13 protein-coding genes and 1 pseudogene are annotated in these 19,457 nt (G+C 62.0%); 7 read left to right on the forward strand and 7 right to left on the reverse strand.

What is annotated here, in order from left to right:
* Position 1 precedes the first annotated feature (1 nt).
* The 7 genes and pseudogenes from Q8X48_RS28005 to Q8X48_RS28035 all read right to left on the reverse strand — a co-directional run bounded on the left by Q8X48_RS28005 (position 2) and on the right by Q8X48_RS28035 (position 5,722).
* Positions 2–994, reverse strand: coding sequence for a vWA domain-containing protein (locus Q8X48_RS28005; protein ID WP_407802443.1), 993 nt, complete (start codon positions 992–994; stop codon positions 2–4).
* Positions 981–1,574 (reverse strand): DUF4381 domain-containing protein, encoded by a 594-nt coding sequence (locus Q8X48_RS28010; RefSeq protein WP_407802444.1) that lies wholly within the window; start codon positions 1,572–1,574, stop codon positions 981–983. Before Q8X48_RS28010 ends, Q8X48_RS28005 begins: the two co-directional genes overlap by 14 nt.
* Positions 1,571–2,515, reverse strand: a complete 945-nt coding sequence (locus Q8X48_RS28015) for a DUF58 domain-containing protein (RefSeq protein WP_407802445.1) — start codon at positions 2,513–2,515, stop codon at positions 1,571–1,573. Before Q8X48_RS28015 ends, Q8X48_RS28010 begins: the two co-directional genes overlap by 4 nt.
* Positions 2,515–3,495, reverse strand: coding sequence for an AAA family ATPase (locus Q8X48_RS28020; protein WP_102673574.1), 981 nt, complete (start codon positions 3,493–3,495; stop codon positions 2,515–2,517). The genes Q8X48_RS28015 and Q8X48_RS28020 overlap by 1 nt, the downstream gene beginning before the upstream one ends.
* A 54-nt stretch (positions 3,496–3,549) precedes the next feature.
* Positions 3,550–4,497 (reverse strand): SphA family protein, encoded by a 948-nt coding sequence (locus Q8X48_RS28025; protein ID WP_126046006.1) that lies wholly within the window; start codon positions 4,495–4,497, stop codon positions 3,550–3,552.
* Positions 4,498–4,509: 12 nt separating this feature from the next.
* A pseudogene (locus Q8X48_RS28030) lies at positions 4,510–4,791 on the reverse strand (DUF1214 domain-containing protein); the annotation flags it as partial.
* Positions 4,792–5,296: 505 nt separating this feature from the next.
* The gene (locus Q8X48_RS28035) at positions 5,297–5,722 is read right to left on the reverse strand and encodes a YciI family protein (RefSeq protein ID WP_015095313.1); all 426 of its coding nucleotides are present in this window, start codon (positions 5,720–5,722) and stop codon (positions 5,297–5,299) included.
* A gap of 405 nt (positions 5,723–6,127) precedes the next feature.
* On the opposite strand from Q8X48_RS28035, the gene tpx reads away from it, so the two are divergent.
* From tpx to Q8X48_RS28070, 7 genes are all read left to right on the forward strand, one after another.
* Positions 6,128–6,628 (forward strand): thiol peroxidase, encoded by a 501-nt coding sequence (gene tpx / locus Q8X48_RS28040; RefSeq protein ID WP_102700029.1) that lies wholly within the window; start codon positions 6,128–6,130, stop codon positions 6,626–6,628.
* A 308-nt stretch (positions 6,629–6,936) separates the two neighbouring features.
* Positions 6,937–8,253: an MdtA/MuxA family multidrug efflux RND transporter periplasmic adaptor subunit gene (locus tag Q8X48_RS28045; protein ID WP_126046002.1), complete on the forward strand. Its 1,317-nt coding sequence runs from the start codon at positions 6,937–6,939 to the stop codon at positions 8,251–8,253.
* Positions 8,250–11,345 (forward strand): MdtB/MuxB family multidrug efflux RND transporter permease subunit, encoded by a 3,096-nt coding sequence (locus tag Q8X48_RS28050; protein WP_407802446.1) that lies wholly within the window; start codon positions 8,250–8,252, stop codon positions 11,343–11,345. Before Q8X48_RS28045 ends, Q8X48_RS28050 begins: the two co-directional genes overlap by 4 nt.
* 148 nt (positions 11,346–11,493) lie before the next feature.
* On the forward strand, positions 11,494–14,601 hold the full coding sequence (locus tag Q8X48_RS28055) for an efflux RND transporter permease subunit (RefSeq protein ID WP_407802447.1): 3,108 nt from the start codon (positions 11,494–11,496) through the stop codon (positions 14,599–14,601).
* Positions 14,598–16,079, forward strand: coding sequence for an efflux transporter outer membrane subunit (locus Q8X48_RS28060; protein WP_407802448.1), 1,482 nt, complete (start codon positions 14,598–14,600; stop codon positions 16,077–16,079). Before Q8X48_RS28055 ends, Q8X48_RS28060 begins: the two co-directional genes overlap by 4 nt.
* A 310-nt stretch (positions 16,080–16,389) precedes the next feature.
* The gene (locus Q8X48_RS28065; protein ID WP_407802449.1) at positions 16,390–18,471 is read left to right on the forward strand and encodes a putative bifunctional diguanylate cyclase/phosphodiesterase; all 2,082 of its coding nucleotides are present in this window, start codon (positions 16,390–16,392) and stop codon (positions 18,469–18,471) included.
* Between the two features lie 178 nt (positions 18,472–18,649).
* Positions 18,650–19,396, forward strand: coding sequence for an SDR family oxidoreductase (locus Q8X48_RS28070; protein WP_102700035.1), 747 nt, complete (start codon positions 18,650–18,652; stop codon positions 19,394–19,396).
* Positions 19,397–19,457: the final 61 nt, after the last annotated feature.

Genomic DNA, 19,457 nt, shown 5'->3' on the forward strand with positions numbered 1-19,457 from the left:
CTCAGGCCTCCTGCCGTTGACGGGCTTGCATCAGCCGTGGAAGCAGCAGGGCGCCCAGGTGATACATCGCAAGTAAAGCAAGGGCTGCGCCTAGCGGCCACCAGAACAGATCGAGTTTGGGTTGGTGGCTGAGGGTTTTCACCTGATGCGGGGTGAGCTTGTCGAGGGTGGTGTAGACCTGATCCAGGGCGTTGCGGTCTTCGGCGCGGAAGAAGCGTCCGCCGGTGGCCTGGGCAATGTCCTGCAAACCTTGCAGGTTGACCTTGGCTTCGCCTTCGGCGTTCGGGTCGCCGATGCCGATGGTGTGAATCACCACCCCTTTGGCGGCAGCCATGGCGGCTGCGTGATCCGGGGTGATGGCGCTGCTGGTGTCGTTGCCGTCGGTGAGCAGGATCAGCACTTTTTCCTGCTCGTGGGCCTGCTCCAGCAGTTTCAGGCTCAGGCCGATGGCGTCGCCGATGGCCGTGTTGGGGCCGGCCATGCCGATGCCGGTGTCGTCCAGCAGCAGTGACAGGCTGGTGTGATCGAGGGTCAAGGGTGCCTGCGGATAGGCGCCGGTGCCGAACACGATCAGTCCGATTCGATCATCCTTGCGCTTGTCGATGAACCCGTGCACCACCTCCTTGACCGCGGCCAGGCGATTGATTTTCTGGCCGTTGGCGTCGCTGAAGTCGGTGGTTTCCATCGACTGGGAAATGTCGATGGCCAGCATCAGGTCACGCACGGGCTGCTGGCGCTCGATGGGCTTTTCCACCCACACCGGCCGGCTCGCCGCCACCAGCAACAGTGTCCAGACCAGCAGGTTCAGGAGCAACTGCCAGTGGTTGCTGCGGGTGCCGGCCTGGCTGGGTGCCTGGCCGACAGCACGGCTCATGGCGCCGAAAAACGGTACGCGAACGGCACTGCGCGCCTCGCGGTAATCGGGCAGGTAGCGATAACCCAGCCATGGCAATGGCAGCAGGATCAGCAACCAGGGGTAATCAAGCTGCCACATGATGACGCTCCACCCAGGTTTTGCAGGTGCCGAACAACAGTTGGCGCTGCTCGTTGGGCATGGCCCGCAAGGTTGCGTCAGGCGCGTAGGCCAGCAGCGACAGTTGTTGGCTGAAGTCGGCGGGCAAGGGTTGTGAAATGTGCCGCTGCAGGAATGCCTGCCAATCCTTGTTTCCTAACGCCGCAGGACCCTGTGGGAGCGGGCTTGCCCGCGATGAGGCCATGACATTCAAAATTGATGTCGACTGACAGGACGCCTTCGCGGGCAAGCCCGCTCCCACAGGGAATGCATTCCAGTTAGAGGACGGCATGGAGAGGGCCACGCGTTTGAGCAACTCCGGAAGTTCGCGCAACGCATTCAGGTCATTGCTGCGCTGCTGCAACTCCGCCAGCCGTGCCAGTGCCTCGCGCCGATAGCGGTCGCGCCGCCATTGCCTGTAACGTCGGGCGCTGACCAGCAACAGGCTGAGCACCAACAATGTCAGCAACGCCCACCAACCCCACGTCTGCGGCGCATAGCTGACCGGTGCCGGCAGGGCCATTTCCTTGAGTTGGTCGATGCTCGGAACAGCGGGGTTCATCGGCGCCCCCGGACGAGCTTGCCCAGTTCGGCGCGCAGTTGTTCGTGGGCTTCGGTGGCGGTGCTGAACATCATCAAAGGCACCTGGCTGCGGCGCAGCAAGGTCGCGACGTCCTTGAGCCGACCGCTGAGAAAATCCCCCAATGGCTGATGCACCTGTTGCCGATCCACCGCCAATTCCACCTGCAATTGCCCCTGGGTGATCAGCACGCGACCGTTTTTCGGCAGGTTCAGCGCCAGCGGGTCATAGACCTGCATGGCGATCACATCGTTGTGGGCCGCCAGTTGCCGCATGAGCTGCAAGGTGCGTTCGCCAGCCCCGGCAAAATCAGTGACGATGCAGATCAGGTGATCGTGACCGGCCACGGCCAGGCAATGCTGCAAGACCTTGTCGAGCTGGTCTTTGCCCTCGGCATCCGGGCTGCCCGCATTGAGTGCCTGGTTCTGCCTGGCAATGCGGCTGCACAGCGCCTCGACGCGTTTACGGCTGCGCAGCGGGGCGATGCTGTCGATGCGTTGATCGTTGAATACCAGTCCACCGACGCGGTCGCCGGCGTTGAACACCATCCACGCCGCCAGGGCGCCGAGTTCGGCGGCGATGGCGGATTTGAAGCTGCGTTGCGAACCGAAGAACATCGACATGCGCTGGTCGACGAGGATCAGCGCCGGGCGGTCGCGCTCTTCGGTGAATGTCCGTACCACCGGTTTGCCGGTGCGCAGGGAGGCGCGCCAGTCGAGATGACGCAAATCGTCCCCCGGCTGATAACGGCGCAGCTCATCGAAGTTCAGGCCGCGGCCACGCAAGCGCGAAGCGTGATTGCCCGCGAGGATGCTGCCTTGAGGTTGGCGAGCGACAAAACTCAGGTCACGGGCCTTGAACTCCAGGGCCATCAACTGCGCCAGAGAGACATACACCAGGCCGTCGACGCTGTTCATGGGCATCAGGCCGGGATCGCGACTTTATCGAGCAGACGGTCGAGCACCTGGTCGGCGCTCACGCCATCGGCCACCGCGTCGTAGCTCAGTTGCAGGCGATGGCGCAGCACCGGGTGCACCACGGCGCGCACGTTGTCCGGAGACACGAAATCCTGGCCCTGCAACCAGGCGTCGGCCCGGGCACAACGGTCCAGGCCGATACCGCCGCGAGGGCTGGCGCCGATGCTGATCCAGCGCCCGAGATCGGCGTCGTAATCGGCCGGATGGCGCGTGGCATTGATCAGGTCGATCAGGTAGCGGTCGATGGCCGGGGACACGTGCACCGCACTGACTTCCCGGCGCGCGGCAAAGATCACGTCCTGGGCCAGGGCAAAACCCTGCACCGCAGCCGTTTTGGCGCCGAGTGCCTGCTCTTCTTCGCGCAGCAGGCGCAGCACCTGGCTTTCGTTTTCCGCGCTCGGGTAATCGAGCAGCACTTTCATCAGGAAGCGGTCCATCTGCGCTTCCGGCAGCGGGTAGGTGCCTTCCTGTTCGATCGGGTTCTGGGTCGCCACCACGATGAACAGTTCCGGCAGGGCATGGCTGTTGCCGGCCACGGTGATCTGGCGCTCTTCCATGGCTTCGAGCAACGCGGCCTGGACCTTGGCCGGCGCACGGTTGATTTCGTCGGCCAGGATCAGGTTGCCGAACAGCGGGCCGGGCTGGAAGCGGATTTCGTTCTTGCCTTCGACCTGATGCAGCACCTCGGCGCCGGTGATGTCCGACGGCAGCAAATCCGGGGTGAACTGGATGCGGCTCATCTTCGCGTCCAGGTGTTTGGCCAGTGCTTTGACCGTGCGGGTCTTGGCCAGGCCGGGCAGGCTTTCGAGCAGCAGATGCCCGTTGGCCAGCAGGCCGACGAGGATTTGCCGGATCACCTGGTCCTGACCGAGCACCGCTTCGGCGATGCTGGCTTGCAGGGCGTTGAGGTCGTTGAGTGCGGTCATGAAAGGTTCCTGCAAAAGGTCGAACGGGTGCTGATGGCCATCCCTGGTTACCTCTTAGAAAAATGCCAGGGTCAGGTTGACGTTGATGCCATTGCCTTCGGGCCGGTTCTTGGTGTCGAATTCCGGCACCCAACGGGCACTGATGTTGGCCTGGGCGTCGGCGAACTTGCCGCTCCAGCCTACCGTGGGGCCCGCGCCCACCGAGCGCCCGCGAAAACCGCTGGTTGCGCCGGATCCGGAGTCATCGGTGACCTGCTGGATATAGCCGGCCACCAAACCGGCGTTCCAGCCGTTGCCGAAACCGTGGGTCCACAGGGCGTCGAGGGTGAAAATGTTGCCGTTGCGATAATCCGTGGCGTCGTTCTCGGTGTAGAACTCCAGGCCGCTCGACAACGTGAACTCGCCGCCCTTGCCGTCCAGGTGAGTGAACGCCACTGTCGGCATGAAGGTGTAAGTGTTCTGGCCGGGGTTGGCCAGGCGATCGTCGTTGTAGGCACCGGTCGGCACGTAGATCGGCAGCGAGAACGCGATGTGGTTGAGTTCGTCGAAGTGATAGCCGGCGGCAATCGGCGTCACCAGCATGTCGGCGAATTGGGTGCCGCTGTCCTCGGTGCCCAGGGTCCTGCCGCGAGGGCCGCTGATACTGGCGGTAATGTCGGTGTACTGCACCGGTACACCAATGGCCGAGGCGTAGTTCCAGCGACCCTTGCCCGTGTCCCAGACGCGAGTGAAGTTGGCCATGGTGTAAGACACTTTCATGTCCAGCCCGGTACTCAGGGCGCCCACGATCGGCACCTGGGCGTTGCCCTTGAGATCGCCGTCGTACCAGATGCTGGTCAGGGACATGACCCAACCCGGCTCCGGAGGCACGATTCCGGCATCGGAAAACACTTGTTGCCCGGTGATCGGGCGACCGACACCCCCTTCGGCCGCCAGGCCCCATGGGCTGATACTGACCATGCACAGCGCCAACAAGGGGCGCACTACGTAAGGCCTGATCATGAACGACTCCGCTTATTGTTGTTTGGTTGCTGGCGTCAGCAGCGGCAGTTTCCATTGGCCGTTGTTGACTTCCGGTTTGGGCAGGTACAGGCGCAGCACGCCGTAGAACGGACCATTCGGTGCCGGCAGCCAGTTGCTTTGCAATGCTTTGGCCGGTGCCTTGTGCTGCACGTAAAGTGTCAGGCCGCCATCGGCATCGAGCTTGAGGTCGGGCAACATCCGCGAATTGATCAAGTAGCGATTGAGCGGGTTGGCCACCAGCAATTTGTTTTTGCCGTCATACATGGTCAGGGATCAGGTCGAACGTCCAGGTGCCGGTCGAGCACAGCTACCAGCCTTTTTCCAGGTTATGGATGATGAACGGCTGGAAGGTGGCGGACTTGACTTGAGGGTGGTCCGATGCCGGTGCAGTAGCCGGTTGGCCGTCTCGGCGTGAACACGAAAAACAGGCGCCAGTGAAGTCACCCAGACGAAGGCGTACTTCCCCAATTGCTTTGACATCATTCCCCCCGCTTCCCTGGTGGCTGACTGATCGGGCGTGCGGCCCCTTAAGTTCAGCCGCAACTTCGTAATCCCTTTCCGATCAAGCCTGTAGGACTTATCGGATGAAGTTAGCAGTTAACCACGGGTTAGCCAGCCATATGGATTAATTCTTTCGTTTTGTGTGTGGATTCTCGTTATTTTCGTGTACTAAAAAGTTAATGCGGGTCAAAGGCTTGCCCAAGCAAGTTAAGTGGCTATCTAGTTAATGTGGGAGCAAGCCCGCTCCCACTGCAAGCTGAGGAGAAGGTCGAATCGGTCAGTTCTTCTTCGCTTGCTCCCAAACCCGCTCTTCCTGCTCGCGCAGTTCCGGAGTGAACTCGGCGCCAAAGTCTTCGGCCTCAAACACCTGGCGAATCTCGATCTCGGCCTCGGTGCCCGGCATCGGGTTGGGGCAGCGCTTGACCCACTCGATGGCTTCTTCTCTGGACTTCACTTTCCACAACCAGAAACCGGCAATCAGTTCCTTGGTTTCGATGAAGGGGCCGTCGATCACCGTGCGTTTTTCACCTGAAAACTTTATGCGAGCGCCCTTGCTGCTCGGGTGCAGGCCTTCGCCCGCGAGCATGATGCCGGCCTTGACCAGTTCTTCGTTGTAGTTGCCCATGGCGGTCAGCAGTTCCTGGCTGGGCATGACGCCGGCTTCGGAATCCTGGCTGGCCTTGATGATGATCATGAATCGCATGGTGTCGTCTCCGTTGCGGTTGAGTGATTCGATTTATAGTCGATTGACCGGGACGCAATTCGACAGGCCCGTAACGAAATTTGTCATCGGGTTACCTCGGCTGCCTTTCGTCATGAACATCGGGTGGCAGTGGGTGAAGGGGGTACGCTGGATTGCGATCACTCACGTAACACGCGGACCCTGTGGGAGCGGGCTTGCCCGCGATAGCGATGGGACAGTCGGCATGTATGTTGGATCTGCTGCCGTCATCGCGGGCAAGCCCGCTCCCACAGGGGTATGGGTTGTATCCAGTTTTGTGCGCTGATACATGACAATTTATGTTTGGCCATAGGTCGTCGGACAATTTCGTGGTTAACTTCGGCCTCGTCAAAATTCTCCACCACAACGTTCAGAAGGACTCCGTTCATGGCTCAAGTCACTCTTAAAGGCAACCCGGTTCAAGTCAACGGCCAACTGCCACAAGCCGGTTCCAAGGCGCCAGCCTTTTCCCTGGTTGCCGGCAATCTGTCCGACGTTACCCTCAAAGACTTTGCCGGCAAGCGCAAAGTGCTGAACATCTTCCCAAGCGTTGACACCCCGACCTGCGCCACCTCGGTGCGCCAGTTCAACGCCAAGGCCGGTAGCGTCGACAACACTGTCGTGCTGTGCATCTCCGCTGACCTGCCGTTCGCCCAGGCCCGCTTCTGCGGTGCCGAAGGCCTGGAAAACGTACAGAACCTGTCGACCCTGCGCGGCGCCGAGTTCATCCAGAACTACGGCGTGGCCATCGCCGACGGCCCGCTCAAGGGCCTGACCGCTCGCGCCGTCGTGGTTCTGGACGAGAACGACAACGTGCTGCACAGCGAACTGGTTGGCGAAATCGCTGACGAGCCGAACTACGAAGCGGCACTTGCTGTTCTGAAATAAGTACTCCGTTGCAATTGTTAACACCCCCGCTGTCAAAAATGCTGTTGTAGGAGCGAGCTTGCTCGCGATGGACTCAAGAACGCTGCGTTTCGTCAGTAGACATGCGTTATCGTTAACGACCATCGCGAGCTGGCTCGCTCCTACGCTGATCGGCATTACCCTTTGTCCAGGCCGTTTTCATTTGTGTTTCAGTGTCTTGGATAAAACTCCTGTTACGTAAGCCGAAAGTAAATTGCCGGTAAAGGCGCTTTGCTTAATACCCGCCAGTGCTTATCGTTCAGCCTCATGTAAAAAAGCCCACGCGCCCAATGGTTGATCACTCAATGCAATCCTCCGCTTCCCGTAGTCCTCGTCGCTGGCTGTTCGGCCTGCTTGTCCTGTTGGTCATTGCCGCCCTGTGCTGGAAGTTCTGGCCGGGCAGCGCTGCACCCAAAGAGGCTGCGGGGCAGAAAGCCGTTGCCGGGCATACCGGCCGATCGGGGGGCATGCGCCCGGGGTTCGGCGGTGCGTCAGGGCCGGTACCGGTGCGCGTGGCTGCGGCCGTCACCGGCGACTTCCCGCTGTATTTCAAGGCGCTGGGCACGGTCACGGCGCTGAACACCATCAACGTCCGCAGCCGCGTGGGCGGTGAGCTGGTCAAGATTCATTTCGAAGAAGGGCAGATGGTCAAGGCCGGCGACCTGCTGGCTGAAATCGACCCGCGCCCTTACCAGAACGCCTTGCTTCAGGCCGAAGGCACCTTGCTGCAGAATCAGGCGCAATTGAAAAACGCCCAGGTCGATGTCGAGCGCTATCGCGGCCTGTACCGCGAAGACAGCATTGCCAAGCAGACCCTGGACACCGCCGAAGCGCTGGTCGGTCAGTTCCAGGGTACGGTCAAGACCAATCAGGCCGCGGTCAACGACGCCAAGCTCAACCTTGAATTTACCCGGATCCGCGCCCCCATCACCGGTCGCGTGGGCCTGCGTCAACTGGACGTCGGCAATCTGGTGGCGGCCAACGACACCACCGCCTTGGCGATCATCACCCAGACCCAACCGATCAGCGTGGCCTTCACCCTCCCGGAAAACAGCCTAGACACCGTGCTCGCCCGTTATCGCAGCGGTGCCCAATTGCCGGCTGAAGCCTGGGATCGCGGCGATACCAAGTTGCAGGCCACTGGCGTGCTGCAGAGCCTGGACAACCAGATCGACGTCACCACCGGCACCCTGAAATTCAAGGCTCGCTACGAGAACCGCGATCAATCGCTGTTCCCCAACCAGTTCGTCAATGTGCGCCTGTTGGCCGACACCCTCAAAAACGTAGTGCTCGCACCGTCCGCCGCGATCCAGTTCGGCACCAACGGCACGTTCGCCTATGTCCTGGACGGTGACAAGAAGGTCAAGATCCGTCAGTTGAAAGTCGGCGCCAGTGACGGCCTGAACACCGTGGTCACCGAAGGCTTGTCCGCGGGCGACCGGGTCGTACTGGAAGGCACTGACCGCCTCAAAGACGGCAGCGACGTGGAGGTGGTCAACGACAGCCAGGACGTGCCGACCACGCCAACCGAACACCTGCAAGGCAAGTCGGCGGTTAACGCGGCCGAGCCCGCGACCACTGACAAGGCGAAAAAGGGTGGCGCATGAACCTCTCGCGGCTGTTCATCCTTCGCCCGGTAGCCACCACGCTGAGCATGCTGGCGATTATCCTGGCCGGCGTCATTGCCTATCGGCTGCTGTCGGTGTCGGCGTTGCCCCAGGTCGATTACCCGACCATTCGCGTCATGACCCTGTACCCTGGCGCCAGCCCGGACGTCATGACCAGCGCGGTGACCGCGCCGCTTGAACGGCAGTTCGGGCAAATGCCCGGCCTGACGCAAATGGCCTCCACCAGTTCCGGCGGGGCGTCGGTGCTGACCCTGCGGTTCAGCCTCGACATCAACATGGACGTGGCCGAGCAACAGGTGCAGGCGGCGATCAACGCGGCCACCAACCTGCTGCCCAAGGACCTGCCGGCCCCGCCGGTGTACAACAAGGTCAACCCGGCCGACACGCCGGTGCTGACCCTGGCCATCACCTCCAAGACCATGCTGCTGCCCAAGCTCAACGATCTGGTCGATACGCGCATGGCGCAGAAAATCGCCCAGATCAGCGGCGTCGGCATGGTCAGCATTGCCGGTGGTCAACGCCAGGCCGTGCGGATCAAGGTCAACCCGGAGGCCCTGGCGGCCAACGGCTTGAACCTGTCGGACGTGCGCACCCTGATCGGCGCCTCCAACGTCAACCAGCCCAAGGGCAACTTCGACGGCCCGACCCGGGTCTCGATGCTCGATGCCAACGATCAACTGACGTCGCCCAAGGACTACGCCAACCTGATTCTGGCCTATGCCAACGGCGCGCCGTTGCGGCTCAAGGACGTGGCGGAAATCGTCGACGGCGCCGAGAATGAGCGCCTCGCGGCATGGGCCAACGAGAACCAGGCCGTACTGCTCAACATCCAGCGTCAGCCCGGGGCCAACGTGATCGAGGTGGTGGACCGGATCAAGGCGCTGCTGCCGAGCATCACCGACAACCTGCCGGCCGGCCTCGACGTGGTGGTGCTGACCGACCGCACCCAGACCATCCGCGCCTCGGTCAAGGACGTGCAGCACGAATTGCTGATCGCCATCGCCCTGGTGGTCATGGTCACCTTCCTGTTCCTGCGTCGCGCCAGCGCCACGATCATTCCGTCGGTGGCCGTGCCGCTGTCGCTGATCGGCACGTTCGGCGTGATGTACCTGGCCGGGTTCTCGGTCAACAACCTGACCCTGATGGCCCTGACCATCGCCACCGGTTTCGTGGTGGACGATGCGATCGTCATGCTGGAGAACATTGCGCGCTTCATCGAGGAGGGCGACAGCCCGCTGAACGCGGCGCTCAAGGGCGCCAAACAGATCGGTTTCACCCTGATCTCGCTGACGTTGTCGCTGATCGCTGTGCTGATCCCGCTGCTGTTCATGGCGGACGTGGTCGGGCGCTTGTTCCGCGAGTTCGCCATTACGCTGGCGGTGGCGATCCTGATTTCCCTGGTGGTTTCCCTGACGCTGACGCCGATGATGTGCGCGCGGCTGCTCAAGCGCGAACCCAAGCAAGCCGAGCAGGGGCGTTTCTATCGCGCCAGCGGTGCGTTCATCGACTGGATGATCGCCGCTTACGGGCGCCAGTTGCAGTGGGTGCTCAAGCACCAGCCCCTGACCTTGATGGTGGCTATTGGTACTCTGGCGCTGACGGTATTCCTGTACATGGTGGTGCCCAAGGGCTTCTTCCCGGTGCAGGACACCGGGGTTATCCAGGGTATTTCCGAAGCGCCGCAATCGATTTCCTTCGCCGCCATGAGCGAGCGTCAGCAGGAGCTGGCCAAAGTGATTCTGGCCGACCCGGCGGTTGAGAGCCTGTCCTCCTACATTGGCGTGGACGGCGACAACTCGACCCTCAACAGCGGTCGTTTGCTGATCAACCTCAAGTCGCACCGCGACCGTGACCTGAGTGCAACGCAAGTGATTGCCCGCCTGCAACCGGAGCTCGACAAGCTGGTCGGCATCCGCCTGTTCATGCAGCCGGTGCAGGACCTGACCATCGAGGACCGGGTCAGCCGCACGCAGTACCAGTTCAGCATGTCGTCGCCGGACTCGGAGCTGCTGAGCCTGTGGAGCGGGCGCCTGGTGGAGGCCTTGGCCGACCGCCCGGAATTGACCGACGTGGCCAGCGATCTTCAGGACAAGGGCCTGCAGGTTTATCTGGTGATCGACCGCGATGCGGCGTCGCGGGTCGGGGTGTCGGTGTCGAACATCACCGATGCGCTGTACGACGCCTTCGGTCAGCGGCAGATTTCCACGATCTACACCCAGGCGAGCCAGTACCGCGTGGTCCTGCAATCGCAGTCCGGCGAGAAGATCGGCCCGGATGCGTTGAACCAGATTCACGTCAAGACCACCGATGGCGGGCAGGTGCGCCTGTCCAGCCTGGCGCATATCGAGGAGCGTCAGGCGCAACTGGCGATCACCCACATCGGCCAGTTCCCGGCGGTGATGATGTCCTTCAACCTCGCGCCCGGCGTGGCGCTGGGGCATGCGGTCGAGATCATCGAGCAGGTGCAGAAGGACATCGGCATGCCGATTGGCGTGCAGACCCAATTCCAGGGCGCGGCGCAGGCTTTCCAGGCTTCGTTGTCGAGCACCTTGCTGCTGATCCTGGCGGCGGTGGTGACCATGTACATCGTGCTGGGCGTGCTCTACGAGAGCTACATCCACCCGATCACCATTCTCTCGACCTTGCCGTCGGCGGCGGTGGGCGCCTTGCTGGCGTTGATCCTCAGTGGCAACGACCTGGGCATGATCGCGATCATCGGCATCATTCTGCTGATCGGCATCGTCAAGAAGAACGCGATCATGATGATCGACTTCGCCCTCGACGCCGAGCGCAACCAGGGCATGGACCCGCAAACGGCGATCTATCAGGCCGCCTTGCTGCGTTTCCGGCCGATCCTGATGACGACCCTGGCGGCGCTCTTCGGTGCCGTGCCGTTGATGCTGGCCACCGGTTCCGGCGCGGAACTGCGCCAGCCGCTGGGGTTGGTGATGGTCGGCGGCCTGTTGCTTAGCCAGGTTTTGACCCTGTTCACTACGCCTGTGATCTACCTGTATTTCGATCGGTTGGGACGTCGCTTTGGCACGACCGGCGCTCAGGAGACGGCGGTATGACGGCCTGCATCACCTGTGGGAGCGGGCTTGCTCGCGAAGGCGTCCGGTCAGTCGACAGGGATGTTGAATGCATGGCCCTCTTCGCGAGCAAGCCCGCTCCCACAGGGGGGCTGCAGGGCTCGTGGGTTGGTGCCGGGAGCAGTCATCGATGAATCTCTCGGGACCTTTCATCAAGCGCCCGGTCGCGACCATGTTGCTGAGCCTGGCCATCATGCTGCTGGGTGGCGTGAGCTTCGGTTTACTGCCCGTGTCGCCGCTGCCGCAAATGGACTTTCCGGTGATCGTGGTCCAGGCCAGCCTGCCCGGGGCCAGTCCCGAGGTGATGGCGTCGACGGTGGCCACGCCGCTGGAACGCTCCTTCGGCGCGATTGCCGGGGTCAACACCATGAGCAGCCGCTCCAGCCAGGGATCGACCCGGGTGATCCTGCAATTCGACCTGGACCGCGACATCAACGGCGCGGCGCGGGAAGTGCAGGCGGCCATCAACGCCTCGCGCAACCTGTTGCCCAGCGGGATGCGCAGCATGCCGACCTACAAGAAGGTCAACCCGTCCCAGGCGCCGATCATGGTGCTGTCGCTGACGTCCGATGTGCTGGAAAAAGGCCAGCTCTATGACCTGGCCTCGACGATCCTGTCCCAGAGCCTGTCCCAGGTGCAGGGCGTCGGCGAGGTGCAGATCGGCGGCAGTTCGCTGCCGGCGGTGCGTATCGAACTCGAACCGCAGGCGCTGAACCAGTACGGCGTGGCCCTGGACGATGTGCGCAACACCATCGCCAATGCCAACGTACGCCGGCCCAAGGGCTCGGTGGAGGACGATCAACGTCTGTGGCAGGTCCAGGCCAACGACCAGCTGGAAAAAGCCAAGGACTACGAGTCGCTGATCATCCACTACAACGGCGGCGCGGCCCTGCGCCTCAAGGACGTGGCCAAGGTCAGCGACGGAGTCGAAGACCGCTACAACAGCGGTTTCTTCAACGACGACGCGGCGGTGCTGCTGGTGATCAACCGGCAGGCCGGCGCCAACATCATCGAGACGGTCAACGAGATCAAGGCGCAGTTGCCGGCGTTGCAGGCGGTGTTGCCGGCCAGCGTCAAGCTGAACCTGGCCATGGACCGTTCCCCGGTGATCAAGGCCACGCTGCACGAAGCGGAAATGACCTTGCTGATCGCCGTGGCGCTGGTGATCCTGGTGGTGTTCCTGTTCCTCGGGAACTTCCGTGCCTCGCTGATCCCGACCCTGGCGGTGCCGGTGTCGCTGGTCGGTACCTTTGCCGTGATGTACCTCTACGGCTTTTCGCTGAACAACCTGTCGCTGATGGCGCTGATCCTGGCCACCGGGCTGGTGGTGGACGATGCCATCGTGGTGCTGGAGAACATTTCCCGGCACATCGACGAAGGCGTGCGACCGATGAAGGCGGCCTACCTCGGCGCCCAGGAAGTCGGCTTCACCCTGCTGTCGATGAACGTGTCGCTGGTGGCGGTGTTCCTGTCGATCCTGTTCATGGGCGGGATCATTGAAAGCCTGTTCCGCGAATTCTCCATCACCCTGGCGGCGGCCATCGTGGTTTCGCTGCTGGTGTCATTGACCCTGACCCCGATGCTCTGCGCCCGCTGGCTCAAGCCGCACACGCCGGGGCAGGAGAACCGCCTGCAACGCTGGAGCCGGCGGGCCAACGACTGGATGGTCGGCAAATACGCCACCAGCCTCGACTGGGTGCTGCGCCACAAACGCCTGACGTTGCTCAGCCTGTTCGTGACAATCGGCGTTAATATTGCGCTGTATATTGTTGTTCCTAAAACATTTTTACCTCAGCAGGATACCGGTCAGCTGATCGGTATCGTGCGCGGTGACGACGGCCTGTCGTTCAGCGTGATGCAGCCGAAGATGGAGATTTTCCGTCGGGCGGTCTTGAAGGATGAGGCGGTAGAAAGCGTCGCCGGCTTCATCGGCGGCAACAACGGCACCAACAACGCCTTCATGCTGGTGCGGCTGAAGCCGATCAAGGAACGCAACATTTCCGCGCAGAAAGTCATCGAACGCCTGCGCAAGGAAATGCCCAAGGTGCCCGGCGCACAGCTGATGCTCATGGCCGACCAGGACCTGCAGTTCGGTGGTGGCCGTGAGCAGACCACCTCGCAATACTCTTACATCCTGCAAAGCGGGGATCTCGGGGCATTGCGCGAGTGGTATCCGAAAGTCGTCACCGCGCTCAGGGCCTTGCCGGAACTGACGGCCATCGATGCGCGGGAAGGCCGGGGCGCCCGGCAAGTGACCCTGATCGTCGACCGCGACCAGGCCAAGCGCCTGGGTGTCGACATGGACATGGTCACGGCAGTGCTGAACAACGCCTACAGCCAGCGGCAGATTTCGACCATCTACGACAGCCTCAACCAGTATCAGGTGGTGATGGAGGTCAACCCGAAATACGCCCAGGACCCGATCACCCTCAAGCAGGTCCAGGTCATCACCGCCGATGGCGCGCGGATCCCGCTGTCGACCATCGCCCATTACGAAAACAGCCTGGAAAACGACCGGGTCAGCCACGAGGGCCAGTTCGCCTCGGAAAGCATTGCCTTCGACATGGCCGAAGGCGTGACCGTGGAGCAGGGCGGTGCCGCCATCGAGCGGGCGATTGCCAAGGTCGGGCTGCCGGAAGAGGTGATCGCGAAAATGGCCGGTACAGCCGACGCTTTCGCGGCGACCCAGAAAAGCCAGCCGTGGATGATCCTGGGGGCGCTGGTGGCGGTGTATCTGGTGTTGGGGGTGCTGTACGAAAGCTACATTCATCCGCTGACCATCCTGTCCACCCTGCCGTCCGCCGGGGTCGGTGCGCTGCTGTCGATCTATGCGCTGGGCGGCGAGTTCAGCCTGATTTCGTTGCTGGGGCTGTTTCTGCTGATCGGCGTGGTGAAGAAAAACGCCATTCTGATGATCGACCTGGCGTTGCAGCTGGAGCGGCATCAGGGCATGGCACCGCTGGAATCGATTCGCAGTGCCTGCCTGCAACGTTTGCGACCGATCCTGATGACCACCCTGGCGGCAATCCTCGGTGCCTTGCCGTTGCTGCTGAGCCGCGCCGAAGGGGCGGAAATGCGCCAGCCGCTGGGCCTGACCATCATCGGCGGGCTGATCTTCAGCCAGGTGCTGACGCTTTACACCACGCCAGTGGTTTACCTCTATCTCGACAAACTGCGCCATCGCTTCAACAAATGGCGTGGGGTGCGTACCGATGCTGCTCTGGAAACTCCGCTATGACTGAACGTTCGCTTTTCAACCTGGCTGCACCGCTGATCACGGCTCGAGGCTCGCGTCTGCTGAGCCTGTCACTGTGCGTGGCGATGCTCAGTGCCTGCGCCGTCGGCCCGGATTACCAGCGCCCGCAAACCGCGGAACCTGCGCAGTACAAGGCAGCAGAAGGCTGGCGCCAGGCCAACCCGAGCGATGCCCTGGCGCGCGGCGCATGGTGGGAGCTGTATGGTGATCAACAGCTCAATGGCCTGATCGAGAAGCTCAACAGCGCCAACCAGACCGTCGCCCAGTCCGAAGCCCAGTACCGCCAGGCCCAGGCCTTGGTGCGCAGCGCACGCGGGGCGTTTTTCCCCACGGTCGACCTGAACGTCAGCAAGAACCGTTCAAGCCAGGGCACAGGCAGCAGCAGCTCCAGCCTGAGCAGTTCGTCCAGCGGTATTCGCGACACGTATTCGGCCCAGGCGGGCGTCAGTTGGGAAGCGGATGTGTGGGGCAAGCTGCGCCGTGGCCTGGAAGCCGATACCGCGAATGCCCAGGCAAGCTTCGCCGATCTGGCGGCCATGCGCCTGAGTCAACAGTCGGAACTGGTGCAGAATTACCTGCAATTGCGCGTGATCGATGGCCAGAAACGCCTGCTCCAGGACACGGTCGAGGCTTATCAGCGTTCCCTGAAGATGACCGAGAACCAGTACCGCGCCGGCGTATCGGGCAAGGACGCCGTGGCCCAGGCCCAGACCCAGCTCAAGAGCACCGAAGCGGACATGGTCGACCTGATCTGGCAACGCGCGCAGTTCGAGAACGCCATTGCCGTGCTGATCGGCCTGCCGCCGGCGCAGTTCAGCCTGGCGCAAAGCCAGGACATTCCGCAGTTGCCGCAAGTGCCGGTGGCCCTGCCTTCGCAGTTGCTGGAGCGTCGCCCGGACATCGCATCCGCCGAACGTTCGGTGATGGCTGCCAACGCCAACATCGGTGTGGCCAAGGCGGCCTATTACCCGGACCTGACCCTGAGCTTGAACGGTGGTTACAGCAGCAGTACCTCGAAGGACTTGTTCAGCCTGCCGAACCGCTTCTGGTCGGTCGGGCCGCAATTGGCCATGACCCTGTTCGACGGCGGCCAGCGCTCGGCGGAAGTCGACCGCAGTGAGGCGGCCTATGACGAAACAGTGGCCAAGTACCGCCAGACCGTGCTGGACGGATTCCGCGAAGTTGAAAACTTCCTGGTGCAACTCAAGGTGCTGCAGGACGAAGCTGTCGTGCGCCAACAGGCGCTGGACGCCGCCCGTGAATCGTTGCGCCTGACCCAGAACCAGTACAAGGCCGGCTTGATCGCCTACATCGATGTGGTGGTGACCCAGGCGGCGGCGCTGAACAATGAGCGCAGCAACCTGGACCTGTTGCAAAGCCGCCTGATCGCCAGCGTGCAGTTGATCGCCGCGCTGGGAGGTGGCTGGGACGGGCAGCTTGAAGTGAGCGAGAGCCGATAACGCAATCTAACGTACGCTGCAATCCCTGTGGGAGCGAGCTTGCTCGCGATGGCTGAGTCACATTCAGCATGGATGTTGCCTGACCCACCGCTATCGTCGGAACGCCGCCCGGAGCAAGCTCGCTCCCACAGGTTTTGTGGTGCCAGCAGCTTGACGCGAGTTAATGTAAAACCTTAAAACAAGCGTTTCATCGGACTGATGGCCCTTTGCTCATTTTGTGAGTGCGTTCTCATTCGGAATCAGTACAATCGCCGCATTTTCCCCCGGCGAGAATCAATACCATTAATGGGGGCATTCGCGAGAAGTCCCCATGCTCATCGGTAGCTATTCCCCCACCCTGGTTATCATTTCGCTCTGTGTCGCGATTCTCGCTTCCTATACCGCACTCGACTTGACCGGACGCATTGCCACTGCCAAAGGCCGCGCCGTGCATTTGTGGACCGCGGGCGGGGCCATTGCCATGGGCATCGGCATCTGGTCGATGCACTTTATCGGCATGCTCGCATTCAAGCTGCCAATCGATCTGGGCTATGACGGCGCAATCACCCTGTTGTCGCTGTTGATCGGCGTGCTCTCCAGCGGTTTTGCGCTGTGGCTGGTCAGCCAGCCAAAACTGCCGGCCTGGCAACTGGCCTTTGGCGCGCTGGTCATGGGCGCCGGCATCAGCGCGATGCATTACACCGGTATGGCTGCCATGCGCATGCAACCAGGCATCGACTATGACCCGACGCTGTTCGGCGCGTCGCTGATGATCGCTGTCGGGGCCTCTGGCGCGGCATTGTGGATCGCTTTCCGTTTGCGTCAACACACGCCTTATGTCCGTCTGATCCGTGGCGGTGCCGCCGTGATCATGGGCATTGCCATCGTCGGCATGCACTACACCGGGATGGCCGCTGCACGCTTTGCCGATGGCAGCTTTTGCGGGGCAGCGGTCGACGGTCTGAACGGCAAGGGCCTGGACAACCTGGTGTTGATCACCACGCTGGCGGTGCTGAGCATCGCCTTGCTGACCTCGATCTTCGATGCACGCCTGGAGGCTCGCACCGCGAGCCTGGCCCAGTCGCTGACCGAAGCCAACCGTGAACTGACCCAATTGGCCCTGCATGACACCCTCACCGGGTTGCCGAACCGGACGTTGCTCGCCGACCGAATCGATCAGGCCATGTCGCGGGTTCGTGAAGAGGGTGGTTGCTTTGCCCTGATGTTCATCGACCTGGACGGCTTCAAACCCGTTAACGATGCCTTCGGTCACCACATGGGCGACTTGCTGTTGCGCGAAGTGGCCCTGCGCCTGCGCGAAGACTTGCGCAGCCAGGACACCCTGGCGCGGATCGGCGGCGATGAGTTCGTGTTGCTGGTGCAATTGAGCGAGCAGAACGATGCCTTGAACCTCGCGGCCCGCCAGGTCGGGTTGATTGCACGGGCGTTCCGGGTTGCCGAACATGATTTGCACATTTCCGCCAGTGTCGGCATCGCGCTCTATCCGGGTAACGGGCAGTCCGCCCACGAATTGCTGATGAACGCCGACGCGGCGATGTACCACGCCAAGGGCGCGGGTAAAAACGGCTACAGCTTTTTCGACGCCTCGATGAACACCAACGCGCGTAAGCAACTGCAATTGTTGCAGGACCTGCGCAATGCCGTGGAGCATCAGGAATTCAGCCTGCATTACCAGCCCAAGTTCGATGCCGCCAATGGCCGGCCGGTGGGCGCCGAGGCCCTGTTGCGCTGGGAGCATCCGACGCAAGGCTTGCTGTTGCCGGACAAATTCATCGAACTGGCGGAAAAGACCGGGCTGATCATTCCGATCGGCGAGTGGGTGCTCAACGAAGCGTGCCGCCAGATGCGCGAGTGGTACGTGCTGGGCTACACCGATTGGCGCATCGCCGTGAACCTGTCGGCCATCCAGTTTTGCCATGCCGGACTGGTCCAGAGCGTCGCCAAGGCATTGGCGACTCACCATCTGCCGGCCAATAGCCTGACCCTGGAAATCACTGAAACCACCGCCATGAGCGATGCCGACGCGAGCATGACGGTGCTTCAGGAACTCTCGGAAATGGGTGTCGACCTGTCCATCGACGATTTTGGCACCGGTTATTCGAGTTTGATGTACCTCAAGCGCTTGCCGGCCAACGAACTGAAGATCGACCGCGGTTTTGTCCGTGACCTGGAGCACGACAGCGATGACGCCGCCATCGTTTCGGCCATCGTGGCTCTCGGCCAGGCGCTGGGGTTGCGCATCGTTGCCGAAGGTGTGGAGACGGGTTCGCAGCAGGACTTCCTGACGCAACTGGGCTGCGACTCGTTACAGGGTTACCTGCTGGGGCATCCGCTGCCGGCCGAAGGTTTCATGATGGAAATCCATCGCTCGGAGCGATTGGCGCTGGCTTGACAGTCCGTGTCATCGTTCATCGCGGGCAAGCCACGCTCCCACAGGTTTTGCATATTCTGTGGGAGCGTGGCTTGCCCGCGATGGCGTCTGTGCAAACGCCACCGAAGCCATGCAAAAACCGCCAATGGCGGTTATTCTTGCCCCCGACCGCTTAAGCTTTGATTGGGGGAAGGCTCGCATGGACAAAGTCATCGTCATCACCGGCGGCAGCCGCGGCATTGGTGCCGCCACCGCACTGTTGGCCGCCGCGCAGGGCTATCGGATCTGCATCAATTACCAGGCGGACGAAAAGGCCGCACTCGGCGTGCTGGAGCAAGTCCGCGCCCTCGGTGCGCAAGCCATTGCAGTACGGGCCGACGTCAGCATCGAAGACGAAGTCATCGCGCTGTTCCATCGGGTCGACAGTGAACTGGGCCGGGTCACGGCGCTGGTCAATAACGCCGGGACCGTGGGGCAAAAGTCCCGGGTCGACGAAATGTCCGAGTTCCGCATTCTCAAGATCATGAAAACCAACGTCCTGGCGCCGATCCTCTGCGCCAAGCACGCGATCCTGCGCATGTCGCCCAAGCACGGCGGGCAGGGCGGCAGTATCGTCAACGTGTCCTCGGTGGCCGCACGCTTGGGCGCGCCCAACGAATATGTCGACTACGCAGCGTCAAAAGGTGCGCTGGACACCTTCACCATCGGCCTGTCCAAGGAAGTGGCGGGAGAGGGGATCCGTGTCAACGCCGTGCGCCCGGGCTACATCTACACCGATTTCCATGCCTTGAGCGGCGATCCGGACCGGGTCAGCAAGCTGGAATCGGCGATCCCGATGGCACGGGGCGGGCGTCCGGATGAAGTGGCCGAGGCGATTGTCTGGTTGTTGTCGGACAAGGCTTCTTATGCGACGGGGACATTTGTTGATCTTGGTGGTGGACGCTGAGTTGAGCCCGCAAGCATCCAACTGTTATTTCTGACAGTAGACGCTGCTGACAAGGGCGCCT

Origin of the sequence: Pseudomonas sp. QLc11A (assembly GCF_052112305.1) — a bacterium.
Taxonomy (GTDB): domain Bacteria; phylum Pseudomonadota; class Gammaproteobacteria; order Pseudomonadales; family Pseudomonadaceae; genus Aquipseudomonas; species Aquipseudomonas laurylsulfatiphila.